We start from the raw sequence: 25,103 nt of genomic DNA on the forward strand, positions 1-25,103 counted from the left end.
TCCGACGGGGGCAACAGGTGCTACCGGTCCTGCCGGCCCAACGGGGGCAACAGGTGCTACCGGTCCTGCCGGTCCGACGGGTCCTGCGGGTGTTGCAGGTATTGCGGGTATTGCAGGCGCCACCGGAGCAGGAATAGCGGCTTATGCAAATGTGTATAATCTTGCTACACTTGCCGGCGCAACAATAATTGGCGGAGCAGATGTACCGTTTAGCAATAACGGACCGCTAGTAGGAGTAACCCATACCCCGGGAACAACATCAATAGTGGTTCCATCAACAGGTAGCTATGAAATAATTTATAATCTTTCCATTTCAGCCGGAATAGGAGCATCCATTGCAATTGCAGTTAACGGAACCGTTAATGCAGCTACTCAAATATCAGCTTTGGTTGCTACCGGTGAACTGAGCGGCAATACAATCCTGTCCCTCACCGCAGGAGATGAGATCACATTGCGCAACAATTCGGCAGTTGCACTCACATTAACTCTTGCACCAAATGTAAGTGCCCAAATGGATATTCTTTTACTGGATTGATTACTCTTTTAAAAGCCCCTGCCTGTATCGCGGGCGGGGGCTTTTCCCTTGTTTAGCTCCCGGGCCGAACGAATACATATATCTACAACTTTCTAGCAACATTTTCCTTCCATTAGAATAAACTAAGATAGCAACGTATGAAAGGATTTAGCGTTTATTAGACTCAAGGTCTTTATAAACCGGGTACTATATGATAACTATAAGTCTTTGCATGATTGTAAAAAATGAGGAAGAAACTCTTGCCCGCTGTTTGGATACAGTTAAGGACATAGTAGATGAAATCAACATTGTAGATACAGGTTCAACTGACAGAACCAAAGAAATTGCACAGCAATACACCGACAGGATTTATGATTTCCCCTGGACGAACAGCTTCGCAGAAGCCAGAAATGAATCCTATAAATATGCCACAAAAGACTACATATTATATCTCGACGCAGACGATGTTCTCCTGGAAGACGACCGGGAAAAATTCAAAAAGTTAAAGGAAACCCTTGACCCCTCCGTTGATTCGGTGTCCATGTATTATAATGCAGGAATTGATGAGTTTGGAAATGTAACTCTGAGATTTCGGAATAACCGCCTTGTAAAAAGAGAAAAAAATTACCGCTGGTATGGTGATTGCCATAACTATCTGGATATCCACGGTAAAATCATCAACTCTGATGTTGCCGTTACCCATAAAAAGCTGCGCCATTCGGTTGGCCGTACCGTTTCAATATTCGAAAGCAAGCTTGCCAGGGGAGATACTTTTTCTCCAAGGGATTACTTTTATTACGGCAATGAATTAAGGGAAAACGGCCGTTTCCAGGAAGCTATCGACAACTATGACAAGAACCTCGAAATGAAAGGCGGCTGGGTAGAAGATAAAATCTTTGCCTGCATTTATAAAGGCGACTGTTATCGCTCATTAGGAGATAAAACCAAAGAACTTGCTTCCCTGTTCCAATCCTTTAATTACTCCCCTCCCAGAGGTGAAGCCTGCAGCCGGATAGGCTACAATTTTCACACCAGGAGAGATTATAAAACAGCAATCTTCTGGTATGAGCTGGCAACAAAACTGTACCCTGATCCTGATAGATGGAGTTTTGTCTATATGGCTTATTATACCTGGTATCCGCATTTACAGTTATGCGTCTGCTATTACAGAATTGGTGACTTTCAAAAGGCACACGAGCATAATGAAGAGGCCGCAAAATACAGGCCCTCCGATCCCAGCGTAATTAACAACCGGCGGCTTTTTGAAAGGTTATTTCAAAAAAGTGATGCCGAACAATAAGTTTTTAAATTAAATTGAGCCGGTGTTGGAAATTTTTCCGCGCACCGGCTCTCCTGTATCTCTCTTTTATTTACTGAATAAAACCTGATAAAACAAGCTCTGTAACATTTTACACATATTTCTACGGAAGCTTGTTTCCGGCAGCTCTATAAATTTCATACCATTCAGGCCTTGTCAGTTCAACTCCCGAAGCCTTGCATATATCCTTCAGTCTGGAAGCACTTGTTGTACCAACAATAGGCTGCATTTTTGCAGGATGCCTTAAAAGCCATGCTATAGCAATAGCCGTATTTGTAACGCCCTTGGCTTCTGCCAGTTTATCAATGGTCTTATTAAGTTCGGGGAATTTGTCATTATTTAAGAACACTCCCTCAAAAAAACCATACTGGAAAGGTGACCAGGGTTGGATGGTGATATCATGCAGCCGGCAGTAATCCAGTATACTTCCATCTCTGTCAAAGGAACCGGGGACATTCATATTGACATTTATTCCTGTATCAATCATACCGGTGTGCATTATACTAAACTGGAGCTGATTTGCCACCAGCTTCTGACTCACATGTTTTTTCAACAGATCAATCTGCATCGGATTTTGATTGCTTACTCCAAAATTCCTGACTTTTCCGCTGGATTGCAGGATGGAAAACGCCTCTGCCACTTCCTCAGGCTCAACCAGTGTATCGGGGCGATGCAGGAGGAGTACGTCAATATAATCGGTTTTCAGGCGTTTCAGGCTGCCGTCAACTGCTTCAAGTATATGCTCTTTTGAAAAATCAAAATACCCTTGCCTGATACCGCACTTTGTCTGGATAATAAGTTTTTCTCTGATTGCAGGTCTCATATCAATAGCTTCTGCAAACATTTCCTCAGACTTTCCCCCTGCATAAATATCAGCGTGGTCGAAAAAATCTATTCCCTCTTCCAGGGCTGTATTTATAAGCACTGCCGCATCCTTTTTCGAAAGCTCTGTTATCCTCATACAGCCAAGAGAAATTTCAGATGCATTTAAAGCTCCGCCAATACTAATTTTTTTCATCAAAACACCTCTTTCTTATATTTTCTAATTTATCCATGTAAATACTAAAATTGTTCTCCATAACTCGAATTCTATACCTTAGAGTTTACTATAAGTCAATACTCTTATAAATTTTAAATATCTCTTGACCTGAAGTATAATATAAGTGTAATTTAGAAATAGAAAAGTTAAAGGGGGTATTTTTTTGGAATACACTATTAAACAGGCAGCTGAAAAAATGAACCTTACAGCGTATACACTCCGGTATTATGATAAAGAAGGATTACTTCCCTTTGTTGTCAGAGACAGTGCGGGTAACAGGCTTTTTACCGATAACGATATCGAATGGCTTGGACTTATCTGCTGCCTGAAGAATACCGGTATGCCCATAAGACAGATAAAAAAATTCATCCAGGGAGCGCTGGAAGGTGATCACACTCTTGAAAGCCGTGTAAAAATGCTGCTGGAACATAGAAACCATGTGTTAAGACAAATGGAAGAATTAAATAAAAACCTGGATAAAATCAATCACAAGATAAAACATTACGGCGGCTGTCTGGAGGAATATAAAAAACAGAATATCCAGTCTGTACACGCCAATTAGCCATGTCAGTCATCTTAAATTTATGGTATTAAAAACAACATTAAAGAATGGGGTGTGGCAAAACTAACACAATTGAAATATATGTGGAAAATTATACTTTGCGGCACCCCATTTTACCATATTTAAGGATAAAAAAGGAATAAATATCATTGTCTATTTTTGTGTTGTAGCAACAGCTGCTGCTATAGCCGCACCCAATCCGGAACCGTCTTTTACCAAACGGATTCCTATATTTTCAGCATCCTGCCCTAAAGCGTCGGCAAAAGCTTCTTCCATCAATTTTGGCGCCTTTGGCATCTTTTCATATATGGTTCCGTCTATTGCTATAATATGCTTGTTTTTAACTCTGGTTCCGTCGTTTTCCTGATGGAACAGGATACCAAGGTGAGAAGTGGCGACAAGTCTTACTGTTCTCTTTAAAACAGCTTCTGAAATACTCTTTATCAGCTCGGCGTCGACCATAGTGCAATTGTAATGTTCCGTGGTCTGTGAGGGATAGAGTATAAAGTTTTCCACCATCAGCGCATTAAAATTCTGATTGAAAAAAGTATTTGTATCAGAATCATCATTTGCAAATAACAGCTTTTGATTGTACAGATCCTTGCAGACTTCCTTAACAATACTTCCCATGTAGTATCCCGACACCATTTTCTCCAGCAGCTGTAAGCCTGGCATCTGACTGTTCTTGTCTATAATCTCATCATATTTTGTAACAGGAAGCCCCACATTATAGTTACCCGACTCAAGATTCACTATCATTTTTCCGCCATTGATGGGATGATTATTTTCCAGATAACAGGTGTTATGCCCTGTTCCCATGATTGAACCGATATCTGCATCCTGATAACTGTACATTGCAACAAGCAAAGTCCCCACCGTATCATTCAGTATGGCGACCGGCTCAATATTTATATTTTTTGCCTTCAGGGCATCAGCAAGAAGTTTATTTATATTCTGACCCTCTACACCCGAGGTGGTAATCTCTTTTGTCCAATGTATCAAATATGCTTCATTTATGCCTTCCTGCCTGCATGGAAAAGAAAAGGTATTTCCAAGATACATGCTCTCTCCAGGTTCAGTTATACCCGCCATACATTCGGCCATATAACCAAAGAGCTGGCTTGCATCAGTATTTGATTTTGTGAGGTCAAAGTCTTTTTCCTTGTTTATAAGCTTTTCTTTTATCTCAGCAAGCTTTTCAAAATTGCCGTCTTTTATCCTGAACTTTGTACATCTAAGATTTGTCCCGCCCATATCCATAGTCATAAATACGCCATGTTCTTTGCCTGTGGGCTTTCCGATATAGGAAGGGAGCATTTTCAGACAGGTTTTTTCTCCTTTAAGACCGGCTTCCATTGTTTCCTTAAACAGTCCCGCAATTCGAAGCATGCTGTCCTTGTCGATTTCAAATTCTTTTAGTACATTATTTACTACATCGTTATTGAACCCCATATTGCACCTCTTATATTATAGATTTAAAATTAGCATCATAATTATTCTATTATTCTGATTTTATTTTATATATGCCGTTTGGTCAAGCAAGAATGCAGATTTTATTCGATCTGTCTGACTATCATACTATTTATATATGACATAATCTTCAGGAGTTGATCGGTTCTTTCGTTTTCATAAAATATTTCCATTTTTTTATCCGTATTAAAAACATATTTCATTTTCATACCTTTTCCGGTGGCTTCCAGAGCAATATTCTTCAACGCTCTCAGAGGAATATGAATCAGATCTCCTGTAATGTTGTGATTTGGCCTTGAGTTGTCATTTTCCATAAATATAATTATTTCCTGTTTGCAGACAATAGTAAAATGAGCATGAGTCATAACCTTATTGAACAGTAAACCAGGATGATGGTACACTTTTTTCTGTTTCAGGCTGCACAGCACCGAAGCCTTATCGATCACTGCATTTTTTGCAAGCAAAGCGCCGGTATATATGTTTTCCTCGGTATCTGAAAAAGCTATATCCGAATAATCCAGCTTTTCGGTTATAAAAGTGTTTTCAATTAATTTTTTACGCAATTCAACCAGTAAGCCGTTAACAAGCTCATTTACGTTGGAATCGAAAAAAATCCGCTCTTTTAAACCATTCCTATAGTCTATTGATATACAATATGAATTAGGCTGGCCTTCGTTTACCACATAGTTTATATCCTCAAAACCTAAATTCATTTTTGATATACTGCCGTTGATAATCTTGATGATTACCAATTTTGTGCTATAAATCATTATAAGCTTTTCAAGCAATTCATCCTTATTAGCGATCAGATTGGAGCACAGCACTATCTTATGGGGCTGGAGCTCATCCTGGCCCAGACACCGGTAATACTGCGGGAACTTGTCTTTTAAAATTTTGATATCAATAATGGGCTCTGCAGTGACAGCCCTATCCGATGAAATCATAATTTACTCCTCTTAATCCGCATTCTTTCATTATAAATATCACAAGTATAATTGTACAAAATTATATAATTTTTGTAAAACATTTAATTATAAGTTCATAAATTAACAATACTTTCTTCACAGAATCTACTTATTTGGATTGTATTATATTGATGTAGCAGTAAAAATAATCCAATATCAAGACAGGAAGGTGTTTATTTGTGAAGAAGAGCATAAGTATTCTCTTAATATCTTTATTTATATTCTCTCTTGCAGCCTGCGGTTCCAATAATTCACCGGCAGCCGCAGCTGACAGCAGTATGGGCGGCCGGATGCAGGTACAAGTGGCCGACCTTACAGGTGAGGTAAGTTCAGTTTCAGACAATAAAATTACATTGAAGCTTATAAAAATGCCTGCCTTCGGCAGAAACGGAAGAGCTCCGTCAGATAACAGCAATTCATTTTCAGGCAGACGGTCCCCTGAAAATAGTGCTGCAAACTCTTCAGCCAGCCGGCCGAAGGGAAGCAATAGTGCTAATCCGTCAGGAAATCCATCGCAGGAAAGAGGTCAGCGTCCTCAAAGGACTGTTGAATATACAGGTGAGACAAAAACTGTCACCATTCCTGGTGACATCAAAATAACAGAAGCTGGGAGAAGACAAAGCGATGACAGTGGAAACGTGCAGTCAGCACTGAACGTTTCAGATATCAAGGAGGGTGATATCCTGCAAATCTGGTATTCTCAGGATAACGGCGAAGCAATTTCCAGAGTGGTCTTGATGCGGTCCTTGACCAGTTTATCAGACAGCAATGATGATCAGAAGAATGATACAAACAAAACCGGACAATAGATATTATGGTTTAAAACTATTTTTTCTTGCCAGAGTTAATATAAGTGTTATACTTTCCCACACCCTCGGTTATTCCTGTAACTATTTTGTTCTGATATGAATCGGAATTCAGCAGCCGGTCTTCCTCGGGATTGGTCATAAAGCCCATTTCCAGCAGCATAACAGGTATTTTAGACCAGTTGAAGCCGGTGAGGTCGGTACTCTTTACAGTTCCTGCCGATTTTGCCTTTGTATTTTTCAGAACACCCTCCATTATATACTCTCCGGCTTTCGCACTTTTTAGAAGCATATCTTTGTCCTTGATATATTTATCACCCGGAACCATCATAAGTACTCCCGAAGCCTTTTTGCTTTCGGAGCCGTTTGCGTGAATCCTTATTGTCAGATCTGCGCCTGATTTGTTCCAGAAATCTGTTCTCTCTACATTTGTCATGTTGCAGGTGTGGGTTTCTCTGACCATTATTACATTGGCACCCTTGTCGGCCAGCGCCTTCTTCAGCTTTAGTGAAACAGTCAGATTGAGACTTTCCTCTGTTACCTTTGTTACCACACCAGTTGTTCCGCTTGCAGTTGCCGCTTTCATAACCTTGGAGCCGGGGGCAAGCGGTTCGGTTTTTTAACTTTTTTTGTCAGTACGCCGTGTCCCGGGTCAATGCAGACTGTTAAGCCGTCAAGCGGTTTTGTTTCCCTGGCTTTAGCCTCGCCCTTATCCCTGTCCGAAGAATTTTTTACAGCCATCTCTTCAATTGTATTTGAAGCCGCTTTATTTTCATCCGTCATTGCTGCTTTCCTTTCGACAACTACTGTTTCAATGTTTGTACTCACAGAGACAGCCTGTCCTGTATGCGTCTGTGGATTTCCATATGAACAACCTGTAAAGGAAGCCAAGAGTATGCTTAACAATAGGATACCAACGATTTTTTTCATAAATGAAATTCCAACTCCTGTTTACTTATAATTTGGTCGTATATCAAGTTGATTTAACGCGTTGTAACAGCTAGTAGATCGATCATTTCGCCAGTAAAAACAGTTTCTGATCATACCGGTACTTCCATACTAACTTTAAGCCATAGATTGCACACAAAGTGCTTACTTGAAGTTGTACTCGCGTACCTGTATAATCGGCAAAAACTGTTAGTTATAAAATTCATCGATATTTAACTAGCACAACGATTAAATTTATTTATATTATACCAAATCAACAAAAAGTAAAACTGAAATTTCTCAAATTACTAAAATACAAATTTTATTCATAGGATTTATTGCTTGGCAGCCTCCAGAGCCATCATGGCGGCGCCGTGGGCGGCGCCGGCTTTTGGACACACGCATTTTAAGCCGGGGAATTCCTGCGATACCTTTTCTGTCAGCGTATTTCCGATATACCGGTCTTTGGTAAGTATGCTTCCAGAGAGTGCAATTTCTCCACTATACAAATCAAGCTTTTCAACAACAGACTTTACCAGCTTGAATAATTCATCACTGCATTTATGGGAAATAGCCATGGCTGCACTATCTCCATTTATACATGCGCCGGTAAGGTTTGGCGCCAGCCTTGCAATATCCCTCTTATTGATTTCTTTACCATATATATAGCTTATAAGCTCTTCAACCGAATTGATTTTCAGTTGTGAAAATACCATATCTGTAAGTACGGTAGCCTCTCCTCTTCCGTCATAGGCCCTGACTATCGCGCTCAGCATATCCCTGCCTATGGCATAACCGCTGCCCTCATCATCGATCAGGTAACCGAAGCCGCCTGTCCTGTGCTCAATTCCATGCCTGTTTCTGCCATAGCAGATTGATCCCGTACCTGCAATCAGGATTATTCCCACATCTTTTCCGAGAGCCCCATGGAGTGCTGTCTGATGGTCTCCCGATATAATGAGCCTTCCGGAATATCCACTGCTGACAATTGCAGCTTTCAAAGTCTCCCGTGCCAGGGCATTACTAATACCTGCCGCGCCGACACAGGTACATGCGCATTCACTTGACGGACCTGTTTCACTGAATATTTTTTCAAAAATGTATTTCAAGTTGCTTTCAACATTGGACACTGTTTCGCCATTTATATTAATTGCGCCCGATTTGAACTGGCTTAAGACATTTCCCTGCAGGTCACACACAACCACTTCGGTTTTTGTTCCCCCGCCATCCAGCCCTATGACAAATCCGCCCACTTCAACACCTCCTATATATCTACCGGTAATTTGCCGGCCGGTATTATACTGCCTCTGAATATTTCAGAAAGTATATCAAAAACCTGTGTTGTATATTCGTATGCTGCCAGTTTATAGGCTCTTGCGTCAATGCTGCCCAGATCATACGGATTTCTTAATGCCACTGCAATCACATTTTCATTATTCCCGCACAGCCTGTTGACCAGCTCAAGCTGCCCGGGATTCAAATGACCGTTGTAGGTTCCGTAAACAACAGTTTTGTACTCCCCTGCTTTTTCAAGCACTTCCGCAATTTCTTCCGCGGTTGGATTCACTGATGCCAGCAGGAACTGCCCGCCAAACTCCCGGGCCATATATTCAGGAAAACTAAAGCTCTTATCGGCTGAGCTGGATGCCAATGTGGATCTGCCGGCATAGCTCCCTATGAACAGAGTATTGCTGTCAACAGAGGGGAAGCCTCTGCCTTTAGCGCCAACTGATGTTATGCTTTTTTCACGGATATCTGCCGCCAGGGTTTTGTGCCCGGGACATCCAACAATGGCTATGTCATCTCCGCCATATCCGACAGCCCGGTATTTCCTTTTAAAAGCAATTATTTTTTTAACCGATTTGTCAACTGTCTCTACCGGTAATTCTCCGTTTTGAACTGCCTCTTCCATCAATTTGACTGCTTGTTCGACAAGTTCCGGAGTATGGGATATGCATACTATGTTTACTCCTGCCTTTACCGCCTCCAGAGCACCTTTTGCCGTACCGTAATACTTTTTGACCGCATCCATTTCAAGGCAATCCGAAAATACAAGTCCTTCAAAGCCAAGCTGCTCCCTTAACAAACCTGTTATTATCCTCTGAGACATAGTAGCCGGTTTATTATTATTTTCTATTTGCGGAAATAGTATGTGTGATGTCATTACAGCCTCTGCACCATTATTTATGGCATTATGAAACGGAACTATTTCATTTGACATAAGTTCCGGCAATGATTTGTCTATAACGGGAAGGCCTATATGGGAATCCACAGCCGTATCACCGTGGCCGGGAAAGTGCTTTATTATAGGAAGAACCTGTGCGTCGATCAAGCCCTTCATCATTTCCATGCCAAACCCGGAAACCTGTTCTTTACTGTCCCCAAAAGCTCTGACGCCTATTACGGGATTGTTCCTATTGGAGTTTATATCCAGAACCGGCGCCATGTTCACATTTATACCAAGGGCTCCAAGCTCTCTGCCTGTAGCATGTCCGGCTCTGTATGCGTTCACGGGATCACCTGTTGCTGCTATTGCCATAGCCCCGGGAAAAATTGTCGCATCCCGGGGGAGCCTGGTTACCATACCGCCCTCCTGGTCCACGGCAATAAACGGCTGGCAGCCGGTATTGTTTTCAATCAGTTCTGCCAGTTCACTGCAAAGCTTTCTTACCTGGGACGAGGTTTCAATGTTATGTGAAAAAAGTATGGTATTGCCTATTTTATATTCCTCGACAAGCCTTTTATACTCGGGGCTGATATTTGAAGCAGGAAAACCTGCCATGATCATCTGCCCTATTTTTTCCCTAAGGGTCATTTTTTCCATCATGGCTAACCTCCATACAAATGGTACTGTGCTTTTGTCCTGGCAAATCCGGCGCTTTCCTGCCGGTAGCTGTCCAGCAGCCGTTCCCTGTCCATTTTTTCATTTCTTATGACATCATCTCCTGAAAGCAGATCGATAAACTGTCTTGTGCTACCTTTGTAGGGCGGCAAAAATTCAAATTCTTCAGAGTACATGTCTTTTATCCTGAACAGCAGTTCAATCCCCGTATCCACTGACAATACACTGCTGTAATCAGTAATATGAATCTGTACACCTTCACATTTTTCACCGTTGAATTTGGAGGTTGTGGGTTTAAAATGTACAGGCCTGAACAACACTCCCGGAAGCTTTCTCCTATTCATTTCATCAGCCAGTTTCTGTCCGTCAATAAAAGGCGCACCTATTATTTCAAAGGGACAGGTGGTACCTCTTCCCTCCGACATATTCGTTCCTTCGAACAAGCAGGTTCCGGGATACAAAAGTGCCGTATCGAAACGGGGAATTCCCATGGTAGGCATTACCCACCTGCGCTTTGTATCAGGAAACAGCATTTTCCTGTCCCAGCCCTCACAGGGTATCACATGCAGTTTACAATTAAAATTCATTTGATCATTTGCCATCATTGCAAATTCTCCGATGGTAAGCCCATACCTCATACACAGCGGGTATGCTCCTACAAAGGATTTAAACTCCGGTTTCAATACGTTTCCTTCAACGGTCACACCATCCAGAGGATTGATCCTGTCCAGAACTGCAAATTCCCTGCCGCTGTTTGCACAGTCTTCAAGTGCATACAGCATTGTATTTATAAAAGTAAAATACCTTGTTCCCACATCCTGTATGTCATACACAACAATGTCCACCAGGTCCAGCATTTCCTTTGTCAGTCGTTTGGAGTCCTTTCTGTAAAGACTGTAGACCTGCACACCCGTATAAGGATCCAGGTAGGTATCCACAAGAGCTCCGGCTTCAATGTCCCCGCGGACACCATGCTCCGGTGAGAATAATGCGGCAAGCTTATATTTTTTGTGAAATATACTTATTGTTGAATTAAAATTATTATCAACACCGGAAGGTGAGGTTATCAGTCCTATTCTCTTACCCTTAAACAACCTGTCATACTTGTCTGTTTGTTCCAAACCGTTTAATACCATTTTAACCTCCACTTTTACCAGGTATATAAACCCGGCCGGATTGACTCCGGAATATTAAAGCGAATCCTTTATAACCTTCATGGTTTCGGGTGCTATGGCAAAACACTCGGCTCTGCCTTTTCTGGCCTCTATTCCTCTTACTCTGCTCAAATGCGTGTAATATTCCAGGTACGGGAAAGATTTGCTGCCGGTCACAAACCAGTGTGTAGCCACTGCCTTTTGCCATAATTCAAACCCTTCGGTGATATCCATATAAATATAAGGCTTGAAATCTACGGCATCCTCCCAGTTTTCGGCATAGTAAAGTCTCGATGCGAAAAAAGCAGGATTTTTACGTTCAAAAAACGGATTTCCTGCAAAAAAACGGGCGTCGTTAACTATCCTGTGAGTCGCCATATGATCCTTATGCATGCTGTTTTTGAAATGGGTTATTATCACATTAGGTTTAACTTCCCGGATTACATCGCATACCTGATAACGAACTGTATCATTGTCAGGCAGTTCACCATCGGGATAATCAAATACAATGGCTCTCCCTCCGAGCATCTGCGCAAAAGTCTCTGCTTCACGCACCTTTTGTTCACGGTAAGCAGCCAGGGACATATCAGCCGGGGCTCCCTTTTCACCTGCGGTAAGTGCCAGTGTCACTATCTGATCGCCCCTAAGTGCATGGGTTGCCAGAACGCCGCCTGCTGTGAGTTCCATATCCCCCACATGACCGCCTATTGCTAGAATTGTCATCTTATTATCGCTCATAATTCCTGCCTCCATTCTTTTCTCATTACTGCAAATTCCCTGACCTCTTTGAAGCCTGCCTTCTTGTATATGTTTATGGCAGGGTTTTCAATTCCGGTATACAGCGACATATAGTCAGCCCTGATTTTAATAAAAGCCTCACACAGCTTGAAAAACAAAATGCTGCCGAGACCATGCCCTTCATGTTCCGGATTGACTCCTATTCCGGCAAAATATCCCCTGCCCGATTCCTGACGTATTACAGGACCTGCAAAACCCACGGCCTTGCCGTCCCGGGCAGCTATCACCACTGGAATACCCTGGCGGGTGCATTCCGCAATTTCCTTCTGCCATAATATATTATCGAAGCCTTGAAGCATTTCTTCTATGCCTGTATGTTTGGAATTATCAAAAAGAGCCACTTCATAACCTGCTGCTTTAGCCTTTGTTTCTTTTTCAAGAATGCTCTCGGGTATGATGAACTTTGACAGATCCAGATACATTGCGCACTCCCGGGTCCGTTCGGTATACCCGTTTTCCAGCAGTCCCTTATGAAAAAAGCTGCCTGCAAAGGCTCCCGGTGCATTGTTGTGCTCATGCCTGGGTGTACCGGGAATATGCCAGGGCAGCAGCATGGGGTTGAAGAAAAGCACCTCCGCCTGTTTTTTACCTTGCCTCAGAAAGGAAGCCTCAAGCTGTTCAAGGAGCAGCCTGAAATTTTCCTGATTTTCATATTCACTGTCCAATATGATGCAGGTGATATATCCCGACTTATCCCCCAGCGGAAGATCGTCTCCGGTACATCCGCATGCAAAGCCTTTTACACCATCAATGTCCAGAACAAAAGTATTATCCCGCTTAAAATACCTGTTTTCACTGAAAATATCTTTAAAGCTGCCTGCATCCAGTTCCTTATAACCGTCCCGAACTGCAGCTCTGTTCCATAAATCAATTATTTCAGTATCATATTTACTGTCATACTTAACGATCATAGTAAGCCTCCATTCTGCTGCCACCCAGCGTCACTAATATTCTGTCCAACAAGTAAATCATATAATTTCAATACTATAAAAGCCGCTTGCATTACAGGCTTATCTTTCCCATAACCACGGCTTTGGAAGCCCCTGTAACTCCCGGAATATTATTTGTTTTAGCCGCAACAGTATAGTCCGCAAGTATGGCAAAAGCTATGGCTTCCTTGGCATCACTGCTGTATCCCAGCTGTTCCTGGGTATAGGTCTGGACATTATATGCCGACATTTCGGTTTTTATATAATTTACAAGTGTATTGTTGTAACTGCCTCCGCCGCCCAGGACAATATAGTCGGCACTGCACTCGGGCTTTATATACCTTCTGTAGGAATCAGCTATCGACCATGCGGTAAAATAGGTGACGGTAGCTATGCCATCCTCATTTGATATATTATTCTCCAGCATATATTGATAAATCATTTCTGTGTAATCCTTGCCAAACAGCTCTCTGCCGGTGGATTTCGGCGGCACCGTATCAAAATAGGGATTGTTTATAAGTCTTTTCAGAAGACTGTCATTTACTGTTCCATTTCGGGCTATTTCTCCGCCCGGATCGTACAGCAGCTTTCCTTTTGAAGTTCTTTGCACAAGACCATCTATTATCATATTTCCGGGGCCGGTATCAAAAGCGGATATCTCCCATATATTTTTCCCAGCAGGAATTATTGTTATATTTCCGATTCCTCCTATATTCTGGAGCAATACGTTTTTTTCCTTATCACTGTAAAGCAGGTATTCAGTAAAAGGTACCAGCGGCGCCCCCTGGCCCCCTGCCGCCATATCTGCGACCCTGAAGTCGGATACACAGGGTATTCCTGTTCTGGCTGATATAACGGCACCTTCCCCTATCTGGACGGTATATCTGATATCATAGCCATCTTCATTTGAAACCTGGGGCTGGTGATAGACTGTCTGCCCGTGGGAACCGATGAAATCTATGTCCTTTGCCTCCAGGCCGGCCTTTTTTATCACCTGGAGGGCCGCTTGGGCAAACAGCTCTCCCAACAGGAAATTCATATAACCCAGCTTATCAACCGTAGATATATCAATATCAAACAATTCCATTATTTTTTTACGGACACTCCCGCTGTACGGAATATTTTCAAATGCGCATAATTTAATTTTTATTCCATCATTTACAGTCATTATTTCGACGACTGCGGCATCTATTCCATCGACTGAAGTCCCTGACATAAGGCCTACAGCCCTTCTTACGGTTTTTCCGGCTATTCGTTCAAGCATGATCTCAGTCCTTTTTTATCCTTATAATAGTAAAATGGATGTCTCAAAATGAGAAAATTATAAATAAGGGGATACTGATATTGTGCACGAGTACAACTTCAATAAATGGGAAGCTCTGTTAAAAGTACATGCCTTATCCCTTTACGGCACCTACCGTCACTCCCTGCAGGAAGTATTTCTGCAAGCTGAAAAACAGTATGAACATGGGTATCGCGGAGATAGTTGCTCCTGCCATCATAGGTGAGAAATATGTGGTATTTGCAAAACGGAAATTCTTTAACCCAACCTGGATGGTCTGCATATCCATTGTCTTGGTTACCAGGAACGGCCAGAAAAATGTATTCCAGTTTTCCATAAAGGTCATAATGGCCATTACCGCAAGTACTGTTTTTGAAAGGGGAACAATGATTTTGGTAAATATCTGGAACTGGTTGCAGCCTTCAATTTTTGCACATTCTATTACTTCAGTAGGAAGTGTTGACATAAACTGCTTTGCGAGGAATATGTTATATACTCCGCAAAGGGTAGGCAGCATAAGTGATGCATAGGTATTTGAAAGATTAAAAATATTAACAATCAAAATATATAACGGTACCTGTACAACCTGATATGGAATCATCATCGCAATCAGCAGCAGGAAGAAAAGCCATTTCCTGCCCGGAAACTTTATCTTTGAGAAGGCGTATCCCGCCATGCCTGCAAATACCACATTTGATATTGTGGCAACCGAAGCGATCAGAAGCGAATTCAACAGCCATCTCACTGAATATTCACTGTAATTGAAGAAAAATTTGAAGGAATCCAGTGTAAATTTTGTAGGAATCAACGAATAATTTACCGCTCCGGCTTCTATGGGATCCCCGAACGAAGAGATAATCATAAAGTATATTGGAAATAATGTGGCCACAGCAAATAGCAGGAGAAATGCGATGGATATGACTTTATATATTATCTCGTGCCTCTTGTTACCGCCGTAACTCTTATATAGTGACATGTTAATAATCCTCCTTCTCACCCGGCAATGTATGAATCTATATGTTACAGAACATTAGTATTCAACATCATCACCCAGCACCTTGAACTGGAATATGGATATAACTGCAATTATTGCTGCCAATACAAGCGACTGTGCAGCGGCTATTCCGAATTTGGAATATTTGAAAGCGTTGTTGAATATGAGCAGTCCCACCATGGTTGTCGCATTGTTGGGGCCGCCTCCCGTCATCATGTAAGCATTCATGAACACCTGGAAGGAACCTATTATTCCCGTTACCAGAAGGAATAATGTTGTAGGCTTCAGAAGAGGGATAATTATATATCTTAGCTTCTTTATAAAAGTTGCTCCGTCCAGATCTGCACTTTCAAAAAAGCTGTCGGGAATACCCAATAAAGCGGCCAGATATATTATTATACTTGTACCATGGCTTGACAGCCATGACATCAACAGGAGTGACAGCATTGCTGTATTGCTTGATCCCAGCCAGTTCTGGTTACTGATTCCGAGCCACCCTATAATGGTGTTTAATATTCCCTGCGGCATGGGATCAAATATCCACAGCCAGACCACTGAAAGTGCAACTCCGGAAGCTACTGCCGGTAAATAATATATGGCTTTAAAAAAAGTCTGGAGAGATTTCTTAAGCGGATATATCATTACTGCAATAATAAAGGAGATAAATAATGAGACTGGTACTGAAAAAACCGTATATGTTACTGTATTTACAATTGATTTGCCGAAAAGCTTATCCTTCAGCAAACCAGCATAGTTTTCCAAGCCAATCCATTGTGAACCCAATGGTTTAAATTCCTGAAAGCTTATTATAAATGCGCTTATGACAGGATAAAGAGTAAACATGGCAAAAACAGCCAATGCAACTGCTATAAATACGTATCCCCAGAAGTAATCTTCATTGAATTTAAATTTTCTCTTTTTAACCTCATTTTTGCAATTATTCATAAGCCCCTCCCGAACCTTGTTACATCTATCTTCCGGTTTTAATTTCCATCCAGCATATTAATGAAGTCTTTCAAGCCGACCTTACTAATATACTGGACAGAAACTTGATATATTATTAGTCTTTAACTATACCATCCTCGCCGAAGGCTGCAATAGCAGCTTCTTTTACTGCTTTGTACATATCCTCGGGAGTTATTTCATTTGCCAGTAATGCCTGGAATTTTGGAATTATTACTTCATCCTCGATTTTTATGGCTTTTGCTCCAAGGTCGGTTGGAATATCCGGACGGGCCGGTGCTGCAATCTTCAGCATGTTTTGAACAGCTGTTTCGTTGTCAGGATTTCTGTCAATTTTCATTGACTTGGCTGCCTCATTGGCCGACTTGGTAATATGTGCAACAAACAGGTCATTGTTAGTCATTGCTGCCACTTCGCCCGAAGCCATATAATATGCCGCTTTTACAACGTTATCAACATGAGCCTTTGTAGGTTCGTTCTTTCCGCGGAAGGTTACATAGCCATCAACAGCAGGTGTTGAAACAGCCTGTGCTCCTGCAAAGCTTGGTATGGGCAGTACGATGTAGTCTACTTTTATACTGTCTTTAACGGCACTTCCGTCTTTTGCATCAATTTTGGCATTGTTCTTGTTAGCTGAATTTTCAAAGGTTGCAAGACCTTTTCCTGTTATCATGGTCTGTCCTGTCAGGAACATGTTCCAACGCTTTCCTGCATCAACCGAACTTAATTCCTTTGGCATTGAACCGTCATCGATCAAAGTTCTCAAATCCTTGAGCAGCTCAAGATAGTTTTTGCTTGTATACGCATATTTCAGATCATTTGTGAAAGAAGAAGGCATTCCGGCCGATTTCACCATTATTGAAAGATAATCCTTTGCTGCTACTCCTGCACAGGCAAATACAAAACCGTAGCGCTTGGTTGCATTTCCTTCCTTTACCACACCTTTTTTGATGGCATCCCTGAACTGATCAAAAGTCCAGCCGTTCTGCTGAATAGATTTGTAATCTATTCCTGCCTGCTCAAGGTACTGCTTGTTACCGCCGATAGCATGTATTTCCATGTATGCCGGGAAGCCGTATAGTCCATCTCCGTTTTTCATATAATTTAACGGGCTCTCATCAAAATCGGATATCATATCAGCTGTCGCAATATCCTTTATATTCATCAGAAGTCCGGTATCAACGTACTTGGATATTCCGTCGGCACCTATAAAAGCTATATCGGGAGGACTGCCGGCATTAACCTGGACATCCAGCTTTTGAGTCATATCTTCCCAGCTGGCAGGTTCTATTTTCAGAGTAAGATTTGGATACTTGGTATTGAAATCCTTGCTGAACTTATTAAAGTTGTCCTGATAAGTTGCCGAGACAGGCGGAAGCAATGCTGTAACTGTATCTGTCTCTGCCGACGTATTGCCTGAAGCCGAGTTCGTACTTGCTGCGCTTGAACTGTTTGCTGCATTATTGGAATTCCCGCAGGCTGCTGCCAGACCCACAATCATCACTAATGCCAGCATTAAGCTTGTGATACGACTGAATTTTTTCATAATATCCCTCCAAAATTTTTTTAATTTAACTTACCATTGGCACTTCATGCCTGTTGGTAAACTTTAGACTTTTTTTGCCACATCCCTAATTGCTTCTTTTAACCTGCCATTGTTTTTTTCCAGCAGTTCCTCTGCTTCCCGACGGTTTAATCCTGTTTCAATCATCATAATGGCCAGCTTTGCGTTCATTTGGGCCATATCCAGATATCCGGCAGCAGTCTCGTCTGTCACGCCTGTTACAGTACTTACAATGCGTTTTGCCCTGTCCAGAAGTTTTTTATTTGTTGCTTTCAAATCCACCATCATGTTACCGTATACTTTGCCCAGTTTTATCATCGCTGTGGTTGTTAACATGTTAAGTACGAGCTTCTGGGCTGTTCCTGATTTCAGCCTGGTTGAACCTGTTATAACCTCAGGCCCCACAACTACTGCAATGCAAATATCACATTTCTCTTCAACCTTTGTATTGTAATTGTTCACAATACCTATTGTTGCAGCCCCGCAAATCCTGGCCTCTTCCAGTGCTCCCAGTACAAACGGCGCACTTCCGCTGGCCGTGATGCCTACTACAACGTCTTTCGCCGTAATACCGCATTCCCTTACAAGCTTTGCACCTCCGTCAAAGTCATCCTCACATCCTTCCACTGCTGTTCTTAAGGCAATGTCTCCTCCGGCTATGTGTCCCTGAACCATTTCAGGGTCAGTCCCAAAGGTGGGCGGACATTCTGAAGCATCCAGAACACCCAGTCTTCCGGAAGTCCCGGCACCGATATAAAATAATTTCCCACCATCTTTAAGCGAATTATAGATGATATCTACAGCTATCGAAATGTTTGGAATCTCATTTTTAACTGCTGCCGGTACTAACATATCCTGTTGATTAATGATCCTTAGCATTTGATCTGTTGAGCACTCATCTATTTCCATGGTTTCCAAGTTCACTTCTTCTGTCGTCAGTCCAGCAAAATAATTCTCCAAAATAACCCCTCCACGCCTTTGTTTCAAGCTATTGTTCATTTCGTTGTATATGTTGTATATATTCTATGAATTTTATTATATAGTATCCCAATGTTATGTCAATATATTTTTAAAATTTTATTTTTTATTAAAATTATATTATGACATTTTATTTCATGCAGGTATGTTTTTTGACCCATTTTTGATGGGTCAAAAACTTAATTTCTTTGTTTATTAAGTATGATATTATGTGTTTTACTGAGATATTTTCTTACATTCTGGTATTCCGCACTTGCAACACCTGCAAAAAGAATATCAATGGTATTGAGCATTGCTATCCTGGATCCCATGGCGCCGCTTCTGATGGTCACCTCAGGTGTTGATATGTTCAGTACAACATCGGCACCCTCTGCAAGATAGCTCTTACTGTACCGGGTAATTGCTATTACCGATGCTCCCATTTTTTTTGCCACTTCCAGGGCATCCAGTATTTCCAGGGTTTTGCCGGAGTTTGAAATAATAACCGCCACATCGCCCTTTTTAAGCAGTGTCGCTGCCGTCAGCTGGCTGTGGCTGTCAGTGTATGCATGGCACATTTTATTTATACGCATGAATTTCTGCTGGGCATCCATGCAAACCAGCCCCGAGGCACCTATACCATAAAAGTCGATTTTCTGCGTCTTTATCAGTAAATCTACTGCCTTTTCAATTTCAGACCGGCTTATTACCTTTAGAGTGTCCTCAATCGACTTGCAGTTATTGAGAGATATGTTATTAATTATTGTCTGCAGGTCGTCTCCAGGCTGGATATCGGTGTACTGGTCGGTCTCCTCCTCATCCATTGAACCAAGGGAAGTTGATATGCTTACAATAAACTCTCTGTAGCTTTTATAACCTATTGTTTTGCAGAATCTTAATACCGAAGCATCACTTGTCTTGCTTCTAATTGCCAGTTCCTTGATTGACAGGCTGGGAATTTCATAAGTGTTTTCCAATATATATTCCGCAATTAGTTTTTCTACCGGAGTAAGGCTTTCCTTGATCTCTCTGAGCTTCAGCAGAATATTGTCGTTTGGCGGCATAAAATCACCAACTTTCTTGTGTATTAAATTCCTCTGTTACATTTATAATAATATCACGTATGTAATAAAATTTCAATATAAAATTTTTGTTTGAAATTTTTATTGCAAAACCTCAAGGATTAGTTCTATAATAAGAGCATACCCGGTCCTTAAATAAGGTCTGAGTCAGGGAGAGAATTTTCATTACAGTTTTATGGCCGCTAAGTCGGCTCAAAGCCATAACATGGCTTAGGAGGTTAATATGGGAAAACTAAAAATTGCTATAATAGGTTCAGGCAGTACCTATACACCAGAATTGATCGAAGGCTTGATAAAACGGAAAGCCGAACTTCCTTTAGGAGAATTGGTACTTATGGATATTGACACCAGAAAGCTGAATATTGTCGGAGGCCTCTGCGGCCGGATGATAGCGGCAGCAGGGATTGACTGCAAAATAACACTGACGGAGGATCTGAATACTGCCCTGATCAATGCAGATTTTGTCCTCTGCCAGATAAGAGTGGGCAAACTTCCTGCAAGAGTACTGGATGAGAAGATTCCTTTAAAATATAATCTGATAGGTCAGGAAACCTGTGGTATAGGGGGCTTTTTCAAAGCCCTGCGGACAATACCCGTAATGCTGGGCATAGCCGAAAAAATGCGGCAGCTCTGCCCCGAGGCCTGGCTTATAAACTTTTCCAATCCGTCAGGTATCATATCACAGGCAATTCTTACAAATACAAAAGTTAAAATGATGGGTCTCTGCAATGTGCCCTTCAATATGTTTAAAAGTGTTAAAGAAACCCTGGAGCTGAAAACGGCTGATATTGAATATGTAGGACTCAATCATCTCAGCTGGATAACCTCAATAAAAAGCGGCGGCAGGGATTATCTTAAAACTGCACTTGATATGGGTTTGAACAGTGAAACAATGAAAAATATCCCCTCAAGCGGCTTCAGCAAGGAATTTATTCAGACAATCGGAGCAATTCCGTCCTCCTATATGGAATACTATTATTACAGGGACAAGAAATTGAAGCTCCTTATGGAGGCTGAGCAGACCCGCGGAGAAAAATGCGAAGCTATTGAAGAAGAGCTTTTAAGCATATACTCCAACTCGGAACTCAACACCAAGCCGGAACTGCTCTCTACCAGAGGCGGAGCAAATTATTCCGAGGTTGCGGTATCCCTGGTTGATGCAATTTATAACGATAAACAGGAAAAGCATGTTGTAAATGTATTGAATAACGGGGCTCTGGATTTTATGGAGGATAATGACTCAATAGAGATCAACGCAGTTATTGGCAAAGACGGAGCAAAGCCGGTCAGAATCACGGGTTTCAGCAATTCTCATATCATTGATTATATGAGAATGGTTAAGTCCTATGAGCGGAATACGGTGATAGCAGCCATAAATGGGGACGAAGATGCAGCCATGCGCGCGCTGCTTATGAATCCTCTGGTAGGTGACTACCACCTTGCAAAGGCATGTTTTGATGAACTTAAAGAAGCACACAAAGCATATTTGCCGCAATTTTTCAATGCTCTATAGAAAAGTTTTGTATTTATTTCGTAAATAACGCGTTGTGCTCATCATTGCTTGAAGTTGTACTCGCGTACCGATATAATCAGCGTAGTCCATTCAACTGCAAAACTGATATTAACTGGCACAGTAGGTTAAATTAATAAAATAATTATAAAATCCAGGATTGGTGGTTGTATTATGAATAAATATGTAATTGGTGTCGACGGAGGAAACAGCAAAACTGACTATTTCCTTTTTGATATCGAGGGAAACTTTGTAGATCATTTAAGAGACGGCACATGCAGTCATGAGCGCTTCCCGGATGCTTACCAAAGCTCATTCAGGATCATGAACGAAAAAATAAATCAATTGCTGGCGCGTAATGCAATCTCCATGGAAAATATTGCTGCCGGCGCCTTTGGCCTGGCCGGTGCCGATGTTCCCATACAAAAGCAGAATCTGTCCGACATCATAACAAGAATAGGTTTTAAGAACTTCGAGGTGGACAACGACTCCTTCCTGGGAATAAAGGCAGGCACAAGCATGGGTTATGGTGTCTGCTCCATAAACGGCTCAGGTTCCGTTGCGGGAGGGATCGATCCGCAGGGCGGCAGGCTTCAGGTTGGCGGTATAGGCAGTGAAATATGCGGAGATGAGGCAGGAGGTTTCTTTCTTGCCAGAAAGGCCGTCAGAACTGTTTATGACAGCCTGTACAGAATGAGTCCAGCCACCTCACTTTCAAAGCCTGTTATGGAGCTGCTTGAAATATCCGATAAATTTTATTATATACAGAGAATCAGCCAGCTGACAGCAACTGGCCAGCTTCCCGTAAAGGAATTGGTACAGCTGTTGTTCCGGCATGCCGACGCAGGTGATCCCTCAGCCGTTTCAGCTGTGGAGAACTCTGCCTTGCAGCTGGCAAAATCGGCTTCGGGCTGCATAAACAATCTTTCTTTTGGGGATACGGTGGAGATTGTTCTGGCCGGCTCGGTATGGGTAAAAGCTGAAACCCCCTTGCTGTTTGATAAATTTAAAAAGTATGTCTCGGAATTCACCGATAAAAACTGCAAGTATAATATTCTAACGGTACCTCCGGCTACAGGTGCTGTTCTGTGGGCACTTGAGCTTGTAAACAATTCATTTGCCGACATTGGAACCAAGAGTAAAGTTATTGCTTCCGTGGAAGATACGATTAAATAAGCTTGTTTACCTCCGGATTATTCCTGTTTACCTTGAAAATCCCCATTTCCCTGTTTAGTTCTTCTGCCAGCTCAGACAATTCCTTGGAGGATTGGGCAATTATTTCAACAGCTGCGAGCTGCTCCTGGCCGGCAGCCGATATCTCTTCCATGCTGGCGGCTGTCTGCTGGGCCGTAGCTGCCATATCCTGAGTTTGTCCGGATATTGTCTTTGATTTTCTGTTAACATGCTCTATCTCATCAGCAGTGTTTTGAAATCCGCTTACAATATGACCGAATGAGCTTTTAATTTTTTCAAAAGCGGCCTGTGTGACAGCCAGAGCCTCCTGCTGCTCATCCATGAGAATATTTGCCGTATTGATGTTTTCCACCACTTGGCCGGTTTTCTCACTGGTCTGATTGGTCAGGTCAATAATTATTTTTGCCGCTTTTGCAGATTCCTCCGCCAGTTTTCTAATCTCATCGGATACTACTGAAAATCCTTTCCCTGCCTCACCGGCTCTGGCTGCCTCAATTGCCGCATTAAGCGCCAGAAGATTTGTCTGATCCGCTATAGAGGTTATGATCTTTATAGTACTGGATACCTGCGATATCATTTCACTTAGTTCATTGACAGATCTGCTGGTTTCATATGTAACCTGAATATTTTCCTTCATTTTTTCAGTCTGCACATCCACTGCCTGCTGTCCCTCCTTGATTGTCTCCAGTGATTCAACCGCCCTTGCAGCTCCATTTGCAGCCCCATCTGTTATATTTTCAATAACACCTGCCACCTCGGAAAGGGTAAAGTTAATGTTATTTATGTTATGTGCCTGGCTGCTGTTTCCTCCGGCAACTTCCGTTATGGTGGAAACCACCTGAGTCAGGCTGCTAACACTCTCTCCCGTTGTCTTGCTGAGATTTTGGGAATGAGATGCCAGCTTTTTAGATATGTTTTGAACCTTAACGGCCATCCCTTTTAATGCCGTTCTGACAGCCAACAGGGCTTCAGCCATTTCTCTGCTTTCATCCCCGGATTTAAACGTTCCTTCCAGAGATATATCCTCAACCAGATCAAATTCCGCTAGTTTTTTTAGTAATACCGGTTACGGTGATAATTGGTTTTGAAATTATTTTTCCGACTATGTATGCCATCACTATTCCTATTATCATTGATATAAGCAGACCTGCCAGAACCTGAGTGGGAGGCAGAAATGAAAATTCACCCTGAATGCGGGCAGGATCTGCTACAGAAGAAGCAGCCTGCGAGCCTGCAAAATCAGCAGACGAAGTGCCGGGTACCCCGGTTCCCATTCTTGAAATCACAGATGCAGCCACATTCACTACTGCCACTATTAAAGAGTTGATTACTGATAGAGTTACAATTTTAGTTGCTATTCCCATTTTCTTCATACGCATCTCTCCCTTTGGAATAAATAAATAATAGCTTCCTTCCATCTCTTGAGCTGTTATTTTCCGCTCAGGAACGGTTTTATTATTTATGCATTCATTAGTTTATTTTATTGACATTATATAGGGAGTTTGTTAACGGCTGTTGTTTAAATTGTGGCGGAATTGTGAAGAAATAGTGAATATTGACAAAAAGAAAGATCTGCTCAAGTCAGATCTTTCTTTCTATTTGGAAAACCACTATTTAGTTGATACATTTTTTCATCACTCTGTTTTAAACTTGTCCAGCTCTTTGTTCAGGGCTGCGGAAACTTCATTCAACTCCTGGGCATTCTTTGCAAGCTCTTCTGCCGAAGCCATCTGCTGTTCGGTACTTGCGGAAATCTCCTGGGTTGTAGCTGCCGATTCCTCTGCAACAGCAGATATGTTTTCCATGGATTCCAGAACTTTTTCCTTTGATTTCATTATGTTACCAACGGATTTTTCTGTTCTCTCAATATTTGTTATTACATCCTGCATGGCTGAGAATACTGTTTTAAACATCTCTTCGGTACCATTCACCGCCAGTATCTGTTCACTGACCACAGCATTTGAATTCATAACCTCCTGAACGGTATCATTGGTCTTTTTACCGATTTCAGCCACTATGCTGTTGATATTGCTGGTAAATTCCTTTGATTGTTCGGCAAGCTTCTTAACCTCATTCGCAACCACTGCAAAACCTTTTCCGGCTTCACCGGCACGGGCGGCTTCAATAGATGCATTAAGCGAAAGAAGATTTGTCTGCTCCGAGATACCTATCATAATCTTGAGTATCTTCTGTATTTCTTTCATGCTGCTGCTCAGGTCGTTTATATTGTGTG

25 protein-coding genes are annotated in these 25,103 nt (G+C 42.0%); 6 read left to right on the forward strand and 19 right to left on the reverse strand.

Going from position 1 to position 25,103, the window contains the following annotated elements; genetic code table 11:
* Positions 1 to 535: BclA C-terminal domain-containing protein (locus CTER_RS19830; RefSeq protein ID WP_004628692.1), on the forward strand; the 535-nt coding region annotated here is incomplete at its 5' end.
* Positions 536 to 725: 190 nt separating this feature from the next.
* Positions 726 to 1,814: a glycosyltransferase gene (locus CTER_RS19835; RefSeq protein WP_004628661.1), complete on the forward strand. Its 1,089-nt coding sequence runs from the start codon at positions 726 to 728 to the stop codon at positions 1,812 to 1,814.
* A 121-nt stretch (positions 1,815 to 1,935) separates the two neighbouring features.
* On the opposite strand, the gene CTER_RS19840 is transcribed toward CTER_RS19835, so the two are convergent.
* Positions 1,936 to 2,850: an aldo/keto reductase gene (locus CTER_RS19840; RefSeq protein WP_004628694.1), complete on the reverse strand. Its 915-nt coding sequence runs from the start codon at positions 2,848 to 2,850 to the stop codon at positions 1,936 to 1,938.
* Between the two features lie 184 nt (positions 2,851 to 3,034).
* Between CTER_RS19840 and CTER_RS19845 the strand changes: the two genes are divergently transcribed.
* Entirely contained in the window at positions 3,035 to 3,433 is a 399-nt protein-coding gene (locus CTER_RS19845) for a MerR family transcriptional regulator (RefSeq protein WP_004628699.1), read from the forward strand.
* Between the two features lie 153 nt (positions 3,434 to 3,586).
* On the opposite strand, the gene CTER_RS19850 is transcribed toward CTER_RS19845, so the two are convergent.
* Complete coding sequence (locus CTER_RS19850) at positions 3,587 to 4,885, reverse strand: hexokinase family protein (protein ID WP_004628668.1); 1,299 nt, start codon at positions 4,883 to 4,885, stop codon at positions 3,587 to 3,589.
* Positions 4,886 to 4,986: 101 nt separating this feature from the next.
* Positions 4,987 to 5,847, reverse strand: a complete 861-nt coding sequence (locus CTER_RS19855; RefSeq protein WP_004628669.1) for a hypothetical protein — start codon at positions 5,845 to 5,847, stop codon at positions 4,987 to 4,989.
* Positions 5,848 to 6,047: 200 nt separating this feature from the next.
* Between CTER_RS19855 and CTER_RS19860 the strand changes: the two genes are divergently transcribed.
* Positions 6,048 to 6,677, forward strand: coding sequence for a hypothetical protein (locus CTER_RS19860; protein WP_004628700.1), 630 nt, complete (start codon positions 6,048 to 6,050; stop codon positions 6,675 to 6,677).
* A gap of 16 nt (positions 6,678 to 6,693) precedes the next feature.
* Here the strand turns inward: CTER_RS19860 and CTER_RS19865 are convergent, their stop codons facing one another.
* The 13 genes from CTER_RS19865 to CTER_RS19920 form a co-directional block, all read right to left on the reverse strand.
* Complete coding sequence (locus CTER_RS19865) at positions 6,694 to 7,260, reverse strand: N-acetylmuramoyl-L-alanine amidase (RefSeq protein ID WP_004628675.1); 567 nt, start codon at positions 7,258 to 7,260, stop codon at positions 6,694 to 6,696.
* The gene (locus CTER_RS28920) at positions 7,257 to 7,604 is read right to left on the reverse strand and encodes a hypothetical protein (protein ID WP_004628710.1); all 348 of its coding nucleotides are present in this window, start codon (positions 7,602 to 7,604) and stop codon (positions 7,257 to 7,259) included. The genes CTER_RS19865 and CTER_RS28920 overlap by 4 nt, the downstream gene beginning before the upstream one ends.
* A 332-nt stretch (positions 7,605 to 7,936) precedes the next feature.
* Entirely contained in the window at positions 7,937 to 8,854 is a 918-nt protein-coding gene (locus tag CTER_RS19870; RefSeq protein WP_004628702.1) for an N-acetylglucosamine kinase, read from the reverse strand.
* Between the two features lie 11 nt (positions 8,855 to 8,865).
* Entirely contained in the window at positions 8,866 to 10,428 is a 1,563-nt protein-coding gene (locus tag CTER_RS19875) for a glycoside hydrolase family 3 protein (RefSeq protein ID WP_004628673.1), read from the reverse strand.
* 2 nt (positions 10,429 to 10,430) lie between these two features.
* On the reverse strand, positions 10,431 to 11,579 hold the full coding sequence (locus CTER_RS19880; protein WP_004628689.1) for an exo-beta-N-acetylmuramidase NamZ family protein: 1,149 nt from the start codon (positions 11,577 to 11,579) through the stop codon (positions 10,431 to 10,433).
* A 54-nt stretch (positions 11,580 to 11,633) separates the two neighbouring features.
* On the reverse strand, positions 11,634 to 12,335 hold the full coding sequence (locus CTER_RS19885) for a PIG-L deacetylase family protein (protein WP_004628680.1): 702 nt from the start codon (positions 12,333 to 12,335) through the stop codon (positions 11,634 to 11,636).
* Positions 12,332 to 13,306 (reverse strand): GNAT family N-acetyltransferase, encoded by a 975-nt coding sequence (locus tag CTER_RS19890; protein ID WP_004628671.1) that lies wholly within the window; start codon positions 13,304 to 13,306, stop codon positions 12,332 to 12,334. The genes CTER_RS19885 and CTER_RS19890 overlap by 4 nt, the downstream gene beginning before the upstream one ends.
* 91 nt (positions 13,307 to 13,397) lie before the next feature.
* On the reverse strand, positions 13,398 to 14,588 hold the full coding sequence (gene anmK, locus CTER_RS19895; protein ID WP_004628704.1) for an anhydro-N-acetylmuramic acid kinase AnmK: 1,191 nt from the start codon (positions 14,586 to 14,588) through the stop codon (positions 13,398 to 13,400).
* Between the two features lie 133 nt (positions 14,589 to 14,721).
* Entirely contained in the window at positions 14,722 to 15,582 is an 861-nt protein-coding gene (locus CTER_RS19900; protein ID WP_004628662.1) for a carbohydrate ABC transporter permease, read from the reverse strand.
* 54 nt (positions 15,583 to 15,636) lie between these two features.
* On the reverse strand, positions 15,637 to 16,545 hold the full coding sequence (locus tag CTER_RS19905) for a carbohydrate ABC transporter permease (RefSeq protein ID WP_004628697.1): 909 nt from the start codon (positions 16,543 to 16,545) through the stop codon (positions 15,637 to 15,639).
* 115 nt (positions 16,546 to 16,660) lie between these two features.
* Positions 16,661 to 18,109 carry an ABC transporter substrate-binding protein gene (locus CTER_RS19910; protein WP_004628687.1) on the reverse strand — a complete coding sequence of 483 codons (1,449 nt, stop codon included), beginning with the start codon at positions 18,107 to 18,109 and terminating at the stop codon, positions 16,661 to 16,663.
* A 63-nt stretch (positions 18,110 to 18,172) separates the two neighbouring features.
* A complete protein-coding gene (murQ, locus tag CTER_RS19915; protein ID WP_004628682.1) occupies positions 18,173 to 19,087 on the reverse strand; it encodes an N-acetylmuramic acid 6-phosphate etherase in 915 nt (304 codons plus the stop codon).
* A 197-nt stretch (positions 19,088 to 19,284) separates the two neighbouring features.
* On the reverse strand, positions 19,285 to 20,148 hold the full coding sequence (locus CTER_RS19920; RefSeq protein WP_004628708.1) for a MurR/RpiR family transcriptional regulator: 864 nt from the start codon (positions 20,146 to 20,148) through the stop codon (positions 19,285 to 19,287).
* Between the two features lie 241 nt (positions 20,149 to 20,389).
* Here CTER_RS19920 and CTER_RS19925 point away from each other — a divergent pair, with 241 nt between their 5' ends.
* On the forward strand, positions 20,390 to 21,679 hold the full coding sequence (locus CTER_RS19925; RefSeq protein WP_004628677.1) for a 6-phospho-beta-glucosidase: 1,290 nt from the start codon (positions 20,390 to 20,392) through the stop codon (positions 21,677 to 21,679).
* Between the two features lie 171 nt (positions 21,680 to 21,850).
* Positions 21,851 to 22,852: an N-acetylglucosamine kinase gene (locus tag CTER_RS19930; protein ID WP_004628664.1), complete on the forward strand. Its 1,002-nt coding sequence runs from the start codon at positions 21,851 to 21,853 to the stop codon at positions 22,850 to 22,852.
* Here CTER_RS19930 and CTER_RS19935 read toward each other — a convergent pair.
* The 3 genes from CTER_RS19935 to CTER_RS19940 form a co-directional block, all read right to left on the reverse strand.
* Positions 22,845 to 23,846: a methyl-accepting chemotaxis protein gene (locus CTER_RS19935; protein WP_004628666.1), complete on the reverse strand. Its 1,002-nt coding sequence runs from the start codon at positions 23,844 to 23,846 to the stop codon at positions 22,845 to 22,847. The genes CTER_RS19930 and CTER_RS19935 overlap by 8 nt on opposite strands.
* A gap of 58 nt (positions 23,847 to 23,904) precedes the next feature.
* Complete coding sequence (locus tag CTER_RS27185; protein WP_051066651.1) at positions 23,905 to 24,243, reverse strand: hypothetical protein; 339 nt, start codon at positions 24,241 to 24,243, stop codon at positions 23,905 to 23,907.
* A 261-nt stretch (positions 24,244 to 24,504) separates the two neighbouring features.
* The coding region (locus CTER_RS19940) for a methyl-accepting chemotaxis protein (RefSeq protein ID WP_004628706.1) at positions 24,505 to 25,103 on the reverse strand (599 nt) is incomplete at its 5' end.

Origin of the sequence: Ruminiclostridium cellobioparum subsp. termitidis CT1112, assembly GCF_000350485.1 — a bacterium.
Classification (GTDB): domain Bacteria; phylum Bacillota; class Clostridia; order Acetivibrionales; family DSM-1351; genus Ruminiclostridium; species Ruminiclostridium termitidis.

What these genes read in the sequence shown, in the direction of transcription:
- CTER_RS19855 (WP_004628669.1), bottom strand. Translation starts at nt 5,847, where the DNA reads ATGATTTCATCGGATAGGGCTGTCACTGCAGAGCCCATTATTGATATC.
- CTER_RS19885 (WP_004628680.1), bottom strand. Translation starts at nt 12,335, where the DNA reads ATGAGCGATAATAAGATGACAATTCTAGCAATAGGCGGTCATGTGGGG.
- CTER_RS19840 (WP_004628694.1), bottom strand. Translation starts at nt 2,850, where the DNA reads ATGAAAAAAATTAGTATTGGCGGAGCTTTAAATGCATCTGAAATTTCT.
- CTER_RS19890 (WP_004628671.1), bottom strand. Translation starts at nt 13,306, where the DNA reads ATGATCGTTAAGTATGACAGTAAATATGATACTGAAATAATTGATTTA.
- CTER_RS19925 (WP_004628677.1), top strand. Translation starts at nt 20,390, where the DNA reads ATGGGAAAACTAAAAATTGCTATAATAGGTTCAGGCAGTACCTATACA.
- CTER_RS19850 (WP_004628668.1), bottom strand. Translation starts at nt 4,885, where the DNA reads ATGGGGTTCAATAACGATGTAGTAAATAATGTACTAAAAGAATTTGAA.
- anmK (WP_004628704.1), bottom strand. Translation starts at nt 14,588, where the DNA reads ATGCTTGAACGAATAGCCGGAAAAACCGTAAGAAGGGCTGTAGGCCTT.
- CTER_RS19900 (WP_004628662.1), bottom strand. Translation starts at nt 15,582, where the DNA reads ATGTCACTATATAAGAGTTACGGCGGTAACAAGAGGCACGAGATAATA.
- CTER_RS19910 (WP_004628687.1), bottom strand. Translation starts at nt 18,109, where the DNA reads ATGAAAAAATTCAGTCGTATCACAAGCTTAATGCTGGCATTAGTGATG.
- CTER_RS19835 (WP_004628661.1), top strand. Translation starts at nt 726, where the DNA reads ATGATAACTATAAGTCTTTGCATGATTGTAAAAAATGAGGAAGAAACT.
- CTER_RS19875 (WP_004628673.1), bottom strand. Translation starts at nt 10,428, where the DNA reads ATGATGGAAAAAATGACCCTTAGGGAAAAAATAGGGCAGATGATCATG.
- CTER_RS19865 (WP_004628675.1), bottom strand. Translation starts at nt 7,260, where the DNA reads ATGAAAGCGGCAACTGCAAGCGGAACAACTGGTGTGGTAACAAAGGTA.
- CTER_RS19920 (WP_004628708.1), bottom strand. Translation starts at nt 20,148, where the DNA reads ATGCCGCCAAACGACAATATTCTGCTGAAGCTCAGAGAGATCAAGGAA.
- CTER_RS19935 (WP_004628666.1), bottom strand. Translation starts at nt 23,846, where the DNA reads ATGGCTGAAGCCCTGTTGGCTGTCAGAACGGCATTAAAAGGGATGGCC.
- CTER_RS19880 (WP_004628689.1), bottom strand. Translation starts at nt 11,579, where the DNA reads ATGGTATTAAACGGTTTGGAACAAACAGACAAGTATGACAGGTTGTTT.
- CTER_RS19930 (WP_004628664.1), top strand. Translation starts at nt 21,851, where the DNA reads ATGAATAAATATGTAATTGGTGTCGACGGAGGAAACAGCAAAACTGAC.
- CTER_RS19905 (WP_004628697.1), bottom strand. Translation starts at nt 16,545, where the DNA reads ATGAATAATTGCAAAAATGAGGTTAAAAAGAGAAAATTTAAATTCAAT.
- CTER_RS27185 (WP_051066651.1), bottom strand. Translation starts at nt 24,243, where the DNA reads ATGAAGAAAATGGGAATAGCAACTAAAATTGTAACTCTATCAGTAATC.
- CTER_RS28920 (WP_004628710.1), bottom strand. Translation starts at nt 7,604, where the DNA reads ATGAAAAAAATCGTTGGTATCCTATTGTTAAGCATACTCTTGGCTTCC.